Raw genomic sequence first — 14816 nt, 5'->3', positions numbered from 1 at the left:
CTTTATTGTTCTCAATGTTTAAATTTGATTGTCTTTTATTTAAATAAAGACAATGTCTTCCTATTTGAATTTAAGGGGGATGTTTTCTTTATTTCAATATAGAGATAAGACACAACTTGAAAATAGATGATGTAATCATCCCTTTAATTAAACCACGTTATTTTTATTGCAGAGGCAAATATGAAAAAGATTATTTTAGCAACCCTGATTTCTGGCGTAATGAGTGCATCCGCATTTGCCGCTGACCAAGGCCACGGTAAAGTGACTTTCAAAGGCGAAATCATCGATGCACCATGCTCAATCAGTGCTGACTCGATTGATCAAACTGTTGAATTAGGTCAAATTGCCAATTCAATTCTGGCAAATGGTGGCGCATCTTCACCAAAACAATTCACTATTGAATTAGAAGACTGTGTGTTCCCGAATAATGCGGGTGTGCAATACAACGACAAAGTGCAAATCACGTTCAGCGGCGCAAGCGCAGGCTTTAACTCTAAGCTACTGGGTGTGACTGGCCTGAACCCAGATGAAGGCTTAGTGGGTAACGTCGGTATCCAAATCACGGATACACAAGGTGCTCCAATCGATATGGGCATCTCAACCACTCAGTCTCACCAACTGCAAGCAGGTAGCAACACCCTGCAATACAGTGCGTTTGTCCGTGGTGCGAATGTTGCCGTTGACGCTATCCCACTGGGTAAATTCGAAGGCGTCACTAACTTCACTTTAGCGTACAACTAATCTGGCGGTGAGGGGTAGCGGCGCTATTCCTCACGTTTTTTCCACCAATAGTCGAGGCGCTTTGTGAAAGGACGGCAAAAACATAATGCACTGCTGTGCGTGCTTTTCGGAATACTGGGCGCGAGCGCACCCGCTTTTTCTGCTCCTTCTCAAGGGTGGGGAAAGGTCTCGATGTATGGGGAAATCGTCGACACCGCCTGTGCAATCGAAACCGAGTCTCGTGATCAGACGATTGACATGGGCGTTATTCCTCTGAGCGTATTAAAGCAATTTGGTAAAGCTCCGCCAAAACCGTTCAACATTCAATTAGTCGATTGCCGTTGGGAACGTTATCCCAGCAGTAAAGGCGAATGGCAAACCTTTGATGTGACCTTTGATGGCCCCGCAAACGGCGATTTTTTTACGGTGACAGGTGAAGCTAAAGGGGTGCAATTAGCAATGCGTGATGACCAAGGAACACCGGTAATTGCAGGGAAACCGTTACCCAAACGCGACATTGTTCCCGGTGAAATGACCTTGAATTATGAATTGCAGCTGGTAACCAATAATCAGCGCTTACAAGCTGGATCTTATCAAACGCTTTTGCGTTTCAAAATTGATTATTACTGATTCTTTTGCGGTTTGGCGCTCATTTGCCTAGGGATATTTTTTTATGTCGCGTACTTATCACCAACCTTGTGCGGTCTACCTTGCTGTAATGACAGCACTCATGCCCTATTCGTCCCCGTTAATGGCGGCGGATGTGGTGCAATTCAACACTGAACTGTTGGATTTAAACGACAAAAAAAATATCGACTTAGGTCAATTTTCGCGTGCGGGTTACATCATGCCCGGCAGTTATCCGTTGAAAATTCAACTTAATCAGGAAACATTACCTGAACAAAAAGTGACATTTTACCCGTCAGCTACCGATGCTAATGAAAGTCAAGCCTGTTTAACGGGTGACATTGTTAGCCAGTTGGGGTTAAAAGACGAGGTGATCAAAGATCTGACATGGTGGCATGACGGCAGTTGTGTGGATTTGGCCAGTATTCCGGGCGCAGAGGCGCGCGGTGACTTGTCCACATCGACCCTATACCTTAGCGTACCACAAGCCTATTTAGAATATCGTACCGCTACATGGGATCCACCGTCACTATGGGATGAAGGGATCCCCGGTATCCTATTGGACTATAACGTTACCGCACGAACTAACCGTCCACACAAAAAAGGCCACAATACCTATGCCCTAAATGGTAATGGCGTGGTGGGAGCGAATGCGGGCGCATGGCGTTTACGTGCAGACTGGCAGAGTCGTTTAAACCATGCGACTGGCTCGGGTGATCCTGTCAATACGGATTTCCAGTGGAGCCGGTTCTATGCTTATCGCGCGATCCCACAAATGCGCGCCAAACTGACGTTGGGGGAAGATTATCTTAACTCTGACCTGTTTGATAGCTTCCGTTTTACGGGCGGTAGCTTGCGCTCCGATTTGAACATGTTACCGCCAAATTTACGTGGCTATGCACCAGAGATTTCAGGTGTGGCGACGACAAACGCTACGGTGATTGTTAGCCAGCAAGGCCGTATTTTATATCAAACACAAGTAGCGGCGGGTCCGTTCCGTATTCAAGACTTGAGTGATGCGACCAGCGGAAAACTGGATGTACGTGTGGAAGAGCAAGATGGCACGGTGCAAGAGTTCCAAGTGGATACCGCCACCATTCCATATCTGACCCGACCAGGGGCTGTGCGTTACAAACTGTCATTGGGTAAACCGTCCACCTTCGATCACCGTAGTAGTGGTGATGTGTTTGCCACGGGTGAGTTCTCGTGGGGGATTTCCAACGGGTGGTCACTGTTTGGCGGCAGCCTCAACAGCCAAGACTACAATGCTTTCGCGGCCGGTATTGGACGTGATTTACTGGCTTTCGGTGCGATTTCCTTTGATGTGACGCAGTCGATTGCTCGTTTGCCGGGTGAAGACCGCCTGAGTGGCGGCTCGTACCGTGTCAACTACTCAAAACGTTTTGATGATTACGATAGCCAAGTGCAGTTCGCGGGCTACCGCTTCTCTGAGCGTGACTTTATGAGCATGTCAGATTACCTGAATGCTAAAGAAAGTGGTGAGCGTCGCGGTGGCAGCAAGGAAATGTACACCATTTCGTTGAATAAAAACTTCCGTGATATCGGGCTATCAACGTATGTGAACTATAGCCATCAAACCTATTGGGATCGTCCAGATAGCGATCGCTACAACCTGATGCTCACCAAAACCATGGACTTTGGTTCAGTGAAAAATGTCAACGTGTCGTTGTCTGCGTATCGCAATGTGTATAACGAGACCCATGATGACGGCGCTTATTTGTCACTGTCAGTGCCGTGGGGCAACGGGGCAAATATCGGTTACTCGATTGCAAGCAATAACAATGACGTGACCAACCGTGCGACTTATTACGACCGCATTGATAGCCAAACGTCGTATCAATTCAGTGCGGGAAGTGCACGCCAAGGCGGTACGGGCAGTGCCTATATTACCCATCAAGGTAGCAATGCACGTTTAACGGCTAATGCAAGTTATACCCACAACGGTTACACCGCGTTTGGCCTTGGGGCACAAGGTGGTTTCACCTTTACCCCTGAAGGCATCGATATGCACCGAGTGTCCACAATGGGCGGAACACGTCTGTTGATTGATACCGACGGTATCAGCGATATCCCAGTGAAAGGACGCGGTGCAGTCGTGAACTCGAATGCCTTTGGTAAAGCAGTGGTGCCCGATGTGAACAGCTACTACCGCAATAAAGTCAAAATTGATTTGAATAAACTACCGGATAACGCCGAAGTCACCGATTCGGTGGTACAAGCGACCTTAACGGAAGGGGCGATTGGTTACCGTAAGTTCGAAGTATTGTCAGGGCGTAAGATGATGGTCGCCGTGCGTTTAGCGGATGGCTCTTTCCCTCCATTTGGTGCGCAAATTCGCAATGCACGTGGGCAAGATACGGGCATCATGAATGATAACGGTCAAGCGTATGTCAGTGGGATAAATCCGAATGAAATCATGGTGGTACAGTGGGTTGGTGAGGATCAGTGTCAATTACAGTTCCCTGCACAGTTTGACACGCTTAGTGCCAATTTATTATTGCAGTGCGAGCCGATAACCTCGCGCCCGCCATCATTTGACAAAGTGAAAGAATAATTAAGAGAGACAGCGAATGAAAATGAAAAGTCCAAAACGTTTATTGATGGCAACCGCATTGTTATCGGTCATGTATGCAAGCCAAGCGTGGTCAGCGATAGCGCTTGACCGCACCCGTGTGATTTTTAATGGCGAACAAAAAAGTGTATCGCTGACTATTACCAATAAAAATCCACAGTTGCCATACTTGGCGCAAGGGTGGATTGAGAATGATCAAAGCCAAAAAGTCTCGTCGCCATTTGTGGTATTGCCGCCCGTACAGCGTTTAGAGCCGGGAAAAACCAGTCAAGTGCGTATTGAAGCGCTACCGGATGTGGCAGCGTTACCGCAAGATCGTGAAAGTTTGTTCTATTTTAACTTGCGTGAAATTCCACCGAAAAGTGAAAAACCGAACGTATTACAGTTGGCGTTACAAAGCAAAATTAAATTATTTTATCGTCCATCTGGGATCGCACTTAGTGATACGGAAAAAATGAATCAACCGTGGCAAGAAAAACTGACGTTAACGAAACAAGGCGACCAGTATATTGCCAAAAATCCGACGCCATTTTACGTCACCATTATTGGTGCCGCAGCGACCGCCAATGCGCCTATTACTAAGCAATTTGATGCTGTGATGGTTGCGCCATTTGGAGAGCATGCTTTGGGCGTGTCTAGCGCTCAACTGGGCAGTTCACCGGTGTTGACCTATATCAACGACTACGGCGGGCGTTTGAAACTGCATTTTAAATGCCAGAGCAACCAATGTGCGGTTGTACCTGAGAAGAAATCATAAGGAGCCGCATGATGGCGATATCTGCAAACTGTCATCGATATTCCCGTTTTGGCTGGGTGAGTAGCTTATTGTGTCTTAGTCTGTGGAGTGGGTTGAGCCATGCTGCCGATCGCAATGCCACCCTTTATCGCCCTGATGGTAATTGGAATGTGGAAGGTGCGAGTGGTCAACTGTATGTATTTGGTTCGCTGACAGAAAGTCCGTGCCGAATTGCCATGGAATCGGTGTACCAATCAGTAGACATGGGCAATATTGAAACCGCGGATTTGAAGAAAGTAGGGCAAACGGGCAGGCCAGTACCATTCCATATTGAGTTGTTAGATTGTATTGAAACCCCTACGGCACTGCGTGATATTAAAACGGGCAGTGTGGCGTGGAGCAGTGAGCAACCGGGGGTCAAAATGCGTTTTTTAGCACCATCGGTGCCATTTTATCCTCAATTGGCGAGAGTGGTGGGTGTGCAAGGTCTCGGGTTGCAATTGAGTGATGAGGCTGGACGAGTGATCCCACTGGGCGAAAGTAGTGTTCCTCGTTTACTATCACCGGGACAAGATAGCTTAAGCTTTTTTATTACGCCAGTGCGGATTGCCAGCGAATTACAAGCAGGCGCTTACCGTGCCTTGATTTCTTTTGAGTTGATGTATGACTAACTTTATCACTCAGAAGGAGTGTTCACATGAATAAATATATACTCTTTTTTAGTTGCATGCTTTTTTTAAATATTGTTCAGCCATCATATACATATGCTAAAAATGGACAAATAGGTGAGGTTAGGGTTCGAGGTGAACTTATTGCTGAGCCATGTGTTATTCGCCCAGGAGATGAAGAGATAGAAGTCGACTTCGGCACTATAGTGGATAAATACTTGTATATTAATACCCGAAGTCATATTGAGTCTTATGTCATCCATTTGGAAGATTGCGATACCAGTATATTTAATACTGTTGATGTCACTTTTGTTGGAAATGAGAATCCAAATTTACCTGGTTTATTAGCTTTAGACAGCAATAGTGTGGCGACACGAGTTGGAATAGCGATATTAGATGAAAGTGAAAATATTATTGAAATTAATACTCCAACACCAGCCTATAAATTAAATAATGGGAATAATGAGTTGCGATTTAAGGCTTATGTTGAAGCTGAGTTAGATGCAATTAAATCTAAAAGTATTGGGTTAGGTGCATTTACTGCAACAGCAACGTTTAAGTTATTTTATGATTAATAGGACGTGTTCCCATGAAAATATTATTATTTTTTATTCTCTCTATTTTATCATGTCATTCTTACGCTTTCGTTTGTAAAACAAATGATGGCGTTGAAGTTATGGGAGGAACGCAAAATATTTATGATGTTCCTATCGACAGTGACATATTCGCTCAACCTGATCGTATCAATGAATTCGCAGATATTGATGAGTTTATGACATGCAGAAATGAGGCGCCTTTATCATATGTCGATTATTTAAGGTTGACAGGGGCAAGGGCAGGCACCAAATTTACTAACATTTCTGGACTAAAAACAGGAGTTGTTCTCAATGGTAACTATCTTTTAGCCCCATTTAGCGGGCAAGATTATCCTGTATTTGCATTACGAGTAGCAACCCAACCATTACCTATTAAATTATATTTACAAGTGAGTACAAAACCAACAAATGCAGTGTTGATTAGAAAAGGCGATCTGCTAATGACACTTTATCTGCATAAATATGCTACTTGGTCGATAGGTGGTGACCCATTTGATCATTATGACTTCGAATGGAATTTTTATGCAGCTGATGATGTTATTGTCGGAACAGGAACTTGTGACATTAATAATAACCAAATCATTGAAATAGATTTTGGGCAAATTAATCCATCGGGTATTTCGACAGTTGGAGCATCAAGCCGTTATCAAATTAATAAAGATTTAATTTATCATTGTGATGATAATAACCTTACGATGCCGATAAAAATGTATTTTACTGCTGAGCCTGCAGGGTTTTCAAATAATGCGATGCTAGTGAGGACTGGAAGCGCTTACGGTTCAGGTTCAGTAATGCCTGGGATGGGGGTGGAAATGTATCACGAAAATAAAGTGGTATCCCCGTTAAATGGCAATTTTATCTCTGAAATTAAAAATGGATATGGCCAAGATACAGTGACTTTCACCGTAGTGAAAAAAGAAAATATTATGCCTGGTGATTTAATTGAAGGAATGTTTAATGCATCAGGAACGATTGTGATGTCAACTCCTTAATAATAAATTTAGCTCTTGAACATTGTTTTTAGATGTAAGATGAGTCTTTTTCAACAAGAAATATTAATTAATACACTATAAAGGATTTTAAAAATTTGGCTCTAACTACTGCTTTACTCTCCATACTAAATATTTATTAATATAGGTTTTAGATAGCTTTATATAAAAATCGGGTGTCAGAATAATTTTGTCCCCATGTGGTATCGCACGTTTGTATCATTATAAAAGAGGTTCAATATGAAAATTAAATTAGCATCTATCGCTGCATTAATGTTAGCGGCTGGCGTTGCAAGTTCTGCAATGGCGGCAACAACAACAACAGTGACATTTAAAGCACAATTACAAAAAGGAACTTGTGATATCGCAACAAGCTCTGGCTCAATTGTTGACTTTGGTGTTTTCACCACTGAGAGCGTCACTCAAGGACCAACAACCGCGATTGCAAATAAAGATTTCAACTTAGTCTTAACCAACTGTGCTGGTGCTGAGACTCAGTCTGGCGCTTTAAGTTTATACGCAGATGGTCAAGCAAGTATCTTTAATCCAAATCTTTTTGCTAATACAGATGCAAAAACATTAGCGGTGGGAATTAAAACTAACCCTGCTACCGGTACAGCAGTTGAAATTAAACCAAACCAATTAATCAATGTTAACCAATCACTGGTGATGAGTACAGATGATGAAGGTGCAGTGACTGATGTTGACGGTAATGCGGTCAATTTATTACCAATGCAAGCAGACCTGTTCGCTCTGAATGGTTCTAACGATACCGATATCCTGAGTGTGCCGGTTATCTTTAGTGTTGCTTATAACTAATTAAAGTCGGGTGATTACAGTTTGTAATCACCCTCATAAAAGCCTATGAAAAATACACTGTCGTTAAAAATGTGGCTATTGTTCATTGTCACCAATTTTTTGTTATTAAATAGTTTCGCTTATTCCGCTGGCGTGGGTATTGATGCCACACGCATTATTTACCCACAAGGTGAAAAAAGTGTGTCTGTCACGTTAAGAAATAATGATGAAAAGACAAATTATCTCACGCAAATCGCGATAGCGAGTGAGCAATATCCTGACGCTTTTGAAGTGGCACCCCCTTTATTTCGTTTAGAAAAAATGAGCCGACAAGATGTACGTATTATGTTGGTCAATAATCAACTCCCTAAAGACAGAGAATCGGTTTTTTATTTTAAAGCCCGCATGGTACCCGCGAGAGATAAAAACAGTGAAGGGGTTATCATCGGTTTTGATAATATTATTAAATTATTTTATCGGCCGACTGATTTAAAACAAACCGCTAAGGAAGCACAGTCATCGCTAGTATTTAAAAATGTTGGTAATAAAACTGAGGTTATCAATCGTTCCCCTTATTACATCAGTCTATTTAACGTGACGCTGAATAATAAAGCGATGGTGATTAATTCAGAGAATAAAAATAACATGATAGCACCATTTTCAAGTATTAATTTTGACCTAAAAACGCCGACAGGGGCGATAGCAAAATGGACCGCAATTAATGATTTGGGAGGCTATGATGGCTATTCAACAGAAATTCAATAAATGTTTGTTAGGATTATTATTCCCCGCAGTTTTATTACCGAATATCAGTTTAGCCGATGAAAGTGCAACGATTTATTTTAGTGGCACGGTGGCCAATGCCACGTGTGAATTTTCTGCGGATAGCGATCAGGAAGTGATTTTTGATGAGCCGTTTAGTAGCAGTGTACTGAGTGCATTACAGCCGGGCGAAGAGAGTGATTATCGCAAGCCTTTTACGGTGGAATATAGCTGTGAAGGGATCTCAGAGGATACCGAATCCATCGATATTGTGATTACACCATTAAGCAGTACACACATAAAAAATAACGTGTTGTATGAAGATAGTGCGATCAATGTGGGTTTTTTATTGATGAACTGCGGTGATGATAATGGTGCGTGTGAGGAAGTGATCTTCTCGGGGGATGAGGCCACGGTCGAATCTGGGACGGGGGAGCACTATTTTGAAGTCGTTGCTGCAAAAATTGACAATCAAACCATAACCTCAGGTGATATTGATGCTGCCATTGAACTTTCACTGCAAATCCCTTAATAGGAAAAAATATGGAGTGATTTTTTCCTTCATATTGTGTTTTTTTCTGCCTATTCTCGTGAATGCAGATAACGACTCGATCCATTTTGAATTTACAGCATATGTTGATCAGGAGCCTTGTGAAATTATTGTTGAAGATCTTTATGATACGACGGATGAAATAGATTTTGGCATTGTTTCCATTCAGGACATTATTGATCAAACGCAGACAAGACAGTTTGAGATCATTTTGCAAGATTGTGAAGGTGACTTTTCAACCAGTTCTATTCAAATGACCTCGGGCAGCACCGTTGATGGTTCAAATGACTATGTATTTAATAGCGATCCCGATGCTTATTTTGGTGTCGCGATCATGGATGAAGATGAACAAGAATATTTTTCAGTCGGGGATATCGTCTTTGATCAGATTGAAGATGGCGATGAGCATATTATCTTAACCGCGGTATTAGCCTGTTATGATCGCGGACAAGGTTGCTTGAAAGATGAAGTGGGCGATTTTTCTGCGCATGTTACTTTTAGCTATTTTTCAGATTAAGGTGGTTATAATGAAAAATATAACGCTTACTGTTCTGTTATTTCTGACTTCCTTTCTAACTTATTCCGCAGGGCTCAGTTTAAATAAGACGCGCATTATTTTTAATGAAGGGGATAAATCGGCATCGATTACCTTTAAAAATAATGTCGATTCCCCTTTTCTGGTTCAAAATGAAATTTATAATGTGGATAATCAGAAAAGTGATTTTTTTGTGATTACACCATCTATTTTTAGGGTGGAAAAAAACTCGACCTTTATGATGCGTATTTTTCCTGCCTCATTAAATTTATTACCGAAAGATCGTGAAAGTGTCTTTTATTTTAGTTCAAGAGCAATCCCACCCAAAAGAAATGATGAAAAAAGCAGTGGGAAATTATCCATCGTCACCAATTTGGTGATTAAGCTGTATTATCGACCTGAAAATTTACCGATGACGGCGAAAGATTCGTATGAAAAAATCTCGGTCAATTATGCGAATAATACATTAACCGTCAATAATCCGACGCCTTATTATACCACCCTCGTGGATATGAAGGTGAATAATACGCGTAAAATAAAGAATAAAATGGTCGCGCCTTATTCCAATATTACGATCCCCGACATGGTGGGGCTGAATTCTTTTTCATGGCGAATAATGAATGATTATGGTGGTACCACCAAGCCCTTTATTTTTGAGAGTAAGGCTAAAAAATGAAAATAATTTCATTCATCGTATTACTATTAGGTTTATTAAACATTCATCAGGTTGCGGCAAAAAATACCAGCAGTGGTTTGCGTTTCCCGAGTGAAAGATTAGTTTTTCATCAAGAAAGCCGAGGGCTCTCATTTTTATTAAAGAATAACGATCACAATGCCTATCTCGTTCAAGCCGATATTGCTATTCCTGATGAGTCGACAGGGTTGAATGTAAAAAAGGAGAGCTCAATTCCTTTTATGATCACACCACCTTTATATCGGCTAGAGGCAAAGTCAGAATATAACTGGCAAATAAAAAAAATTGATAATTTAAAAAAATTGCCGCAAGACCGAGAGTCGGTATTTTTTATTCGCTTAAAAGCCATTCCTCCGAAAGGCACTAAAAATACCGTGAGCTTTAAAAAAATGGATGGTGATTTAACCTTATCGAAAGTTTTACATTATAAGTTTTATTATCGGCCAGAGGCAATTAAGAATCTTAAAATCGCCAAGGTGAAGGATAAATTAAAATTTACGCTTGCTGAGGGAAAACTGATTGTTAATAACCCGTCACCACTTTATTTAACCTTTGGGAAATTAGCGGTCGGTCAACATCAAATTGACAATATGCAACTGTTTAAATTCATTCCCCCTTTTGGTCAACAAAGCTATTCATTGCCGAAAGGGAATTATGCGAATGCCACGGTGAAATGGCGATTATTAAATGAATTTATGCTGGAAATGCCAGAGCAAACCCAAAAACTATAAAAAAAATCACTGAGAGATAACTATGAAATTATATACGTCGTCTAAGATGAAAAATAATCTTTTTTATCTAAGCTTTATTTCTTATTGTCTTGGCGTTGCTGGTTATTCTTATGCAGAAGATTACTTTGACCCAAAACTATTATCTTTGCAGTCAGGAATGGATCCGAATTCCATCGATTTATCTCAATTTGAAAAAGCCAATAGCGTCCCTGAAGGTAAATACAATATTACGGTGTTTATTAATAAAAGAGATATGGGCAGTATGGACATCACGTTTGTAAAAGGCCGTGATGGAAATGTTTCCGCTGAATTCACTAAACCGATGCTCGGTGAGCTTGGGGTGAATTTAGCCTCACTTCCAACGCTACAAAAGCTCACTGATGATGAAAAGATGACTGCGTTAGGGGATTACATTCCTGAGGCATTTGTGAAAACCAATCTGTCTAAACTGACCATGGAAATCAGTATTCCACAGATTTATATGGACAATCGGGCTAATGGTTACGTACCAGAAGGCATGCTGGAAAATGGTATTCCGGCTATCTTGCTGTCTTATCAGCTTAATGGGAGCCACAGCCGTAATCAATCTCAGCGGGAAACACAAAACAATGACAATGCCTTTTTGAGTTTACGTGGCGGTGTCAATTTAGGTGCTTGGCGCTTGCGTTCAAATTATCGTTATTATTATTCGAACTCCGAAGGGCGTCGTAATTACACTAATCGTACGTCTAGTTTTTCCAATACCTATGTGATGCGAGCCATTAATGCATTACGAGGTGAGTTGTTAGTGGGGGAAAGTTCAACGGGCAGTAACGTGTTTGACAGTATTCCGTTTAAAGGCATCAAACTGTTTTCGAATGAAAAAATGCTGCCTTCCAGTATGCGCGGTTTTGCGCCTGAAATTAATGGTATTGCACAATCTAATGCACGGATCACGGTGAGCCAAAATGGCAACGTGGTGTATCAGACTTATGTTGCACCAGGGCCTTTTAGTATTAAAGATTTATATCCAACGGGGTCTTCAGGAAATTTACAGGTCAATATCAGTGAAGAAGATGGCTCTGAAAGAACGTTTGTTTACCCGTATTCTTCATTACCCGTGATGTTAAGACCGGGTGGAATGAAATATGAAGTAACGGCGGGGGAATATAACGGCAATTTAACCCGTTCGTCTAAACGCGCCAAATTTGTGTTGGGCAGTCTGATTTATGGCTTGCCGCATGATGTGACCGTCTACGGCGGTACGTTATTTTCTAAAGATTACTTTTCTGGGGTGATGGGCACGGGGATTTCCTTGGGGGATTTTGGTGCGCTGTCTGTCGATATGACCCATGCGGCGGCGTCTTTTGTGTCGGGAGATCGCAAAGAAGGGCAATCGTTTCGGATTAAATATTCGAAAAGCTTAACCTCTACAGGAACTAATGTCGATTTAACCGCATTACGTTATTCCACACGCCATTTCTTCAGCTTCTCGGATTTTAATACCCACAATTACCAGCTCAGTGATGGGGTAGCCCCCTGGTTAGGCTTACGCCAACGTTCCAGTTTCCGAACCGCGCTTTCCCAGTCACTGGGCAAATATGGCTCAATTTATTTAAGTGGTAGCCGTACCGACTATTGGGACTCCAATACTGAAACTACCCAATTATCGACAGGGTATAACGGTAATTTTAAAGGCGTGAATTACAACGTCAGTTATGCCATTGATTACAGAAAATCCGATAGCCGTAATGACTGGCCTAAAAACCATCAAATTTCGTTTAATGTGAACGTGCCTTTCAGTTTATTTACCAATGAAGAGCACTTACGAAATATGAGCAGTAATTATTATATTTCGAAAAACAATCGCGGCAATTATAGCCAGCAAATGGGTTTACACGGTTCATTGTTGGACAGGGATTTATCTTATTCGGTTTCACAAAGTATGGGGAATAACAACCAAGAAAGTAATAGTGCCATTAGTTTGAATTACAACACCTCAAAAGGCAGTTTTTCTGGGGGATATAACTATTCATCAAGTTCTTCTTCTGTGAATGCGGGGGTTAATGGCGGGATGGTGATCCATTCAGGTGGCGTGACACTGGCGCGCACGTTAGGTAACTCCGTGGTGTTGGTGGAAGCGCCGGATGCAGACGGTACCTCGCTAAACCAAGGTAACGCCAAAATCGATATGTTTGGTTATGCGGTGGCACCGAACGTTAACGAATACGCCAAAAATACCATTGGCTTAAATGTGAATACCTTACCGGATGATGTGACGTTACCGAAAACTTCGCAAAATGTGTATCCGACCAAAGGGGCGGTGGTAAAAGCCAAGTTCCCAACGCGTGTCGGGATGCAGGCGTTGATTTCGCTAACCTATCAAGGCGGTACGATCCCATTCGGGGCGATTGCTAAGCTGGTGGATGATGAGGCGACTGAAGAAAACACCAGCATTGTGGGTGATAACGGTCAGCTTTACATGAGTGGGTTACCGGATTCGGGTACCTTACTGATCCAATGGGGGAATGGTCACAATGCATCGTGTGGTGCTCATTATACGCACTTAAAAGAGATGGCAGTAACCGAAGACAACCCAATTAGAAAAATCAGTTTAGCGTGTCAGTGATTAACGTGAAATGGCGAAGATTAAATTTAGGAGTTAAATAATGGCATTGACTTTAAAAAGAAACGTCGTTAAGGCCATCTTAGCGTTATGTTTACTGAATAGCTCATTCGGGTTTGCTAATACTATTGATGTTACCATTCCACCGGATACAGAAATTGCCTATGTTTCGACGAATGCAAGCGTACCATTAAGTGGTCCAAGGAATAATACTGCAAATAGAACTGTTGATGGGTTTATTGCTATTACGGATGAAGTTTGGTTTTGTATTAGTGAAGATTCGCTCTATGAAGAAGATGGGCACTATTACTTTTATCTCATTAATGAAGATAATAATCATGTGGGGTACTTTTCCTTGAATTATTCAGCGGCAGCAGAATGGGTAAAATATGATGGTTCAACAGACGAAGGATTTGTTCGAGTCCACGATGGAGAAGTGATTGATCTCGATAATTTGGAGCCAGTCGAAGGTAACCCTTATTGCTTAACCCCTCCTAACCCAGGAGGCGATGAGCCCTATTTTGATGCTGATGAAGATCGCAATGTTGATATTACGGTAACTGGTGGGGTGATTAAATTTTTATCGCCTGAGGATGCTGCACCTGGTGAGTATTTTATCGCATTAAATAATTTAGAGCGCATTGATAATTTATATGCATCATCGTTATCTCCCATACCTTCAGGCGATTTATCTCAAGTTTTAATTAGCTCGATTAACATTAATGTATTAGATGCTTGTACCATCGATGTGAATGGTAATACTTCACCTAAATTTTATGTTGCTTCTGATGAATCAACAGGATTGGTTGATTATGAAAGAGTCACCGTTGAAATTGACTGTGATAGTAATATTGGAAATACCGTTTTAGGCTCTGTTCGATTGCAAACTGGACTAATAAAAGATGAACCTAATAAGTTCTATTTAATCAATGAAGATTATGAAGATAATGGTTTATATATTGAAGGGATAATCAATAACAATGGTTCAGATTGTGATGATGAAGGCGATATTCTATTTAATGGTGAAACTTTTGATATTGATTTAGAGTATGAAAATGGCACTTATGGTGAGTTTACCATTGATTGGAACCTCTGCAAAGATGAGGATTATATTGAGCCGGGTGTATATAGTGGAGCATTAGATTTATCGGTATTTGTTAAGTGAAATTGAAATTATAAAACTGGTATATTGGCAGTAAGAAGTCTTCTACT

General features: G+C 41.5%; 15 protein-coding genes. All 15 read left to right on the top strand.

Annotated features, from left to right (window positions below; all coding sequences use genetic code 11):
• Window positions 1-180: 180 nt before the first annotated feature.
• Window positions 181-741 (top strand): fimbrial protein, encoded by a 561-nt coding sequence (locus JI723_RS17285; RefSeq protein ID WP_154598344.1) that lies wholly within the window; start codon window positions 181-183, stop codon window positions 739-741.
• A gap of 63 nt (window positions 742-804) precedes the next feature.
• Window positions 805-1350: a fimbrial protein gene (locus tag JI723_RS17280; RefSeq protein ID WP_180737880.1), complete on the top strand. Its 546-nt coding sequence runs from the start codon at window positions 805-807 to the stop codon at window positions 1348-1350.
• A 43-nt stretch (window positions 1351-1393) separates the two neighbouring features.
• Window positions 1394-3922: an outer membrane usher protein gene (locus JI723_RS17275; protein ID WP_404826920.1), complete on the top strand. Its 2529-nt coding sequence runs from the start codon at window positions 1394-1396 to the stop codon at window positions 3920-3922.
• Window positions 3923-3944: 22 nt separating this feature from the next.
• Window positions 3945-4697, top strand: coding sequence for a fimbria/pilus periplasmic chaperone (locus JI723_RS17270; protein WP_081335897.1), 753 nt, complete (start codon window positions 3945-3947; stop codon window positions 4695-4697).
• Window positions 4698-4708: 11 nt separating this feature from the next.
• Window positions 4709-5347 (top strand): fimbrial protein, encoded by a 639-nt coding sequence (locus JI723_RS17265; protein WP_337979593.1) that lies wholly within the window; start codon window positions 4709-4711, stop codon window positions 5345-5347.
• A gap of 26 nt (window positions 5348-5373) precedes the next feature.
• On the top strand, window positions 5374-5919 hold the full coding sequence (locus tag JI723_RS17260) for a fimbrial protein (RefSeq protein ID WP_140183233.1): 546 nt from the start codon (window positions 5374-5376) through the stop codon (window positions 5917-5919).
• 14 nt (window positions 5920-5933) lie between these two features.
• Complete coding sequence (locus tag JI723_RS17255; RefSeq protein WP_272581302.1) at window positions 5934-6932, top strand: fimbrial protein; 999 nt, start codon at window positions 5934-5936, stop codon at window positions 6930-6932.
• A 237-nt stretch (window positions 6933-7169) separates the two neighbouring features.
• Window positions 7170-7748 (top strand): fimbrial protein, encoded by a 579-nt coding sequence (locus JI723_RS17250; RefSeq protein WP_319067130.1) that lies wholly within the window; start codon window positions 7170-7172, stop codon window positions 7746-7748.
• 45 nt (window positions 7749-7793) lie between these two features.
• Window positions 7794-8492 carry a fimbrial biogenesis chaperone gene (locus JI723_RS17245; RefSeq protein ID WP_272581300.1) on the top strand — a complete coding sequence of 233 codons (699 nt, stop codon included), beginning with the start codon at window positions 7794-7796 and terminating at the stop codon, window positions 8490-8492.
• Window positions 8467-9021 (top strand): fimbrial protein, encoded by a 555-nt coding sequence (locus tag JI723_RS17240; RefSeq protein WP_272581299.1) that lies wholly within the window; start codon window positions 8467-8469, stop codon window positions 9019-9021. The genes JI723_RS17245 and JI723_RS17240 overlap by 26 nt, the downstream gene beginning before the upstream one ends.
• Before the next feature lie 16 nt (window positions 9022-9037).
• Window positions 9038-9556, top strand: a complete 519-nt coding sequence (locus tag JI723_RS17235; protein ID WP_319067127.1) for a fimbrial protein — start codon at window positions 9038-9040, stop codon at window positions 9554-9556.
• A gap of 10 nt (window positions 9557-9566) precedes the next feature.
• Window positions 9567-10250, top strand: coding sequence for a fimbrial biogenesis chaperone (locus JI723_RS17230; protein WP_319067125.1), 684 nt, complete (start codon window positions 9567-9569; stop codon window positions 10248-10250).
• Window positions 10247-10999 (top strand): fimbrial biogenesis chaperone, encoded by a 753-nt coding sequence (locus JI723_RS17225; RefSeq protein ID WP_337979592.1) that lies wholly within the window; start codon window positions 10247-10249, stop codon window positions 10997-10999. Before JI723_RS17230 ends, JI723_RS17225 begins: the two co-directional genes overlap by 4 nt.
• Before the next feature lie 22 nt (window positions 11000-11021).
• Complete coding sequence (locus tag JI723_RS17220) at window positions 11022-13607, top strand: fimbria/pilus outer membrane usher protein (RefSeq protein WP_319067121.1); 2586 nt, start codon at window positions 11022-11024, stop codon at window positions 13605-13607.
• Window positions 13608-13647: 40 nt separating this feature from the next.
• Window positions 13648-14769 carry a hypothetical protein gene (locus tag JI723_RS17215; protein ID WP_319067120.1) on the top strand — a complete coding sequence of 374 codons (1122 nt, stop codon included), beginning with the start codon at window positions 13648-13650 and terminating at the stop codon, window positions 14767-14769.
• Window positions 14770-14816: the final 47 nt, after the last annotated feature.

It is taken from the genome of Providencia manganoxydans, from assembly GCF_016618195.1.
GTDB lineage: Bacteria > Pseudomonadota > Gammaproteobacteria > Enterobacterales > Enterobacteriaceae > Providencia > Providencia manganoxydans.
The sequence above is the reverse complement of the archived record's forward strand: the minus strand, read 5'-3'. Positions and strand labels throughout refer to the sequence as shown.

Coding starts and splice junctions, on each gene's coding strand:
- JI723_RS17220 (WP_319067121.1), top strand. CDS start 11,022: ATGAAATTATATACGTCGTCTAAGATGAAAAATAATCTTTTTTATCTA.
- JI723_RS17260 (WP_140183233.1), top strand. CDS start 5,374: ATGAATAAATATATACTCTTTTTTAGTTGCATGCTTTTTTTAAATATT.
- JI723_RS17225 (WP_337979592.1), top strand. CDS start 10,247: ATGAAAATAATTTCATTCATCGTATTACTATTAGGTTTATTAAACATT.
- JI723_RS17285 (WP_154598344.1), top strand. CDS start 181: ATGAAAAAGATTATTTTAGCAACCCTGATTTCTGGCGTAATGAGTGCA.
- JI723_RS17215 (WP_319067120.1), top strand. CDS start 13,648: ATGGCATTGACTTTAAAAAGAAACGTCGTTAAGGCCATCTTAGCGTTA.
- JI723_RS17255 (WP_272581302.1), top strand. CDS start 5,934: ATGAAAATATTATTATTTTTTATTCTCTCTATTTTATCATGTCATTCT.
- JI723_RS17275 (WP_404826920.1), top strand. CDS start 1,394: ATGTCGCGTACTTATCACCAACCTTGTGCGGTCTACCTTGCTGTAATG.
- JI723_RS17265 (WP_337979593.1), top strand. CDS start 4,709: ATGGCGATATCTGCAAACTGTCATCGATATTCCCGTTTTGGCTGGGTG.
- JI723_RS17245 (WP_272581300.1), top strand. CDS start 7,794: ATGAAAAATACACTGTCGTTAAAAATGTGGCTATTGTTCATTGTCACC.
- JI723_RS17250 (WP_319067130.1), top strand. CDS start 7,170: ATGAAAATTAAATTAGCATCTATCGCTGCATTAATGTTAGCGGCTGGC.
- JI723_RS17230 (WP_319067125.1), top strand. CDS start 9,567: ATGAAAAATATAACGCTTACTGTTCTGTTATTTCTGACTTCCTTTCTA.
- JI723_RS17240 (WP_272581299.1), top strand. CDS start 8,467: ATGGCTATTCAACAGAAATTCAATAAATGTTTGTTAGGATTATTATTC.
- JI723_RS17270 (WP_081335897.1), top strand. CDS start 3,945: ATGAAAAGTCCAAAACGTTTATTGATGGCAACCGCATTGTTATCGGTC.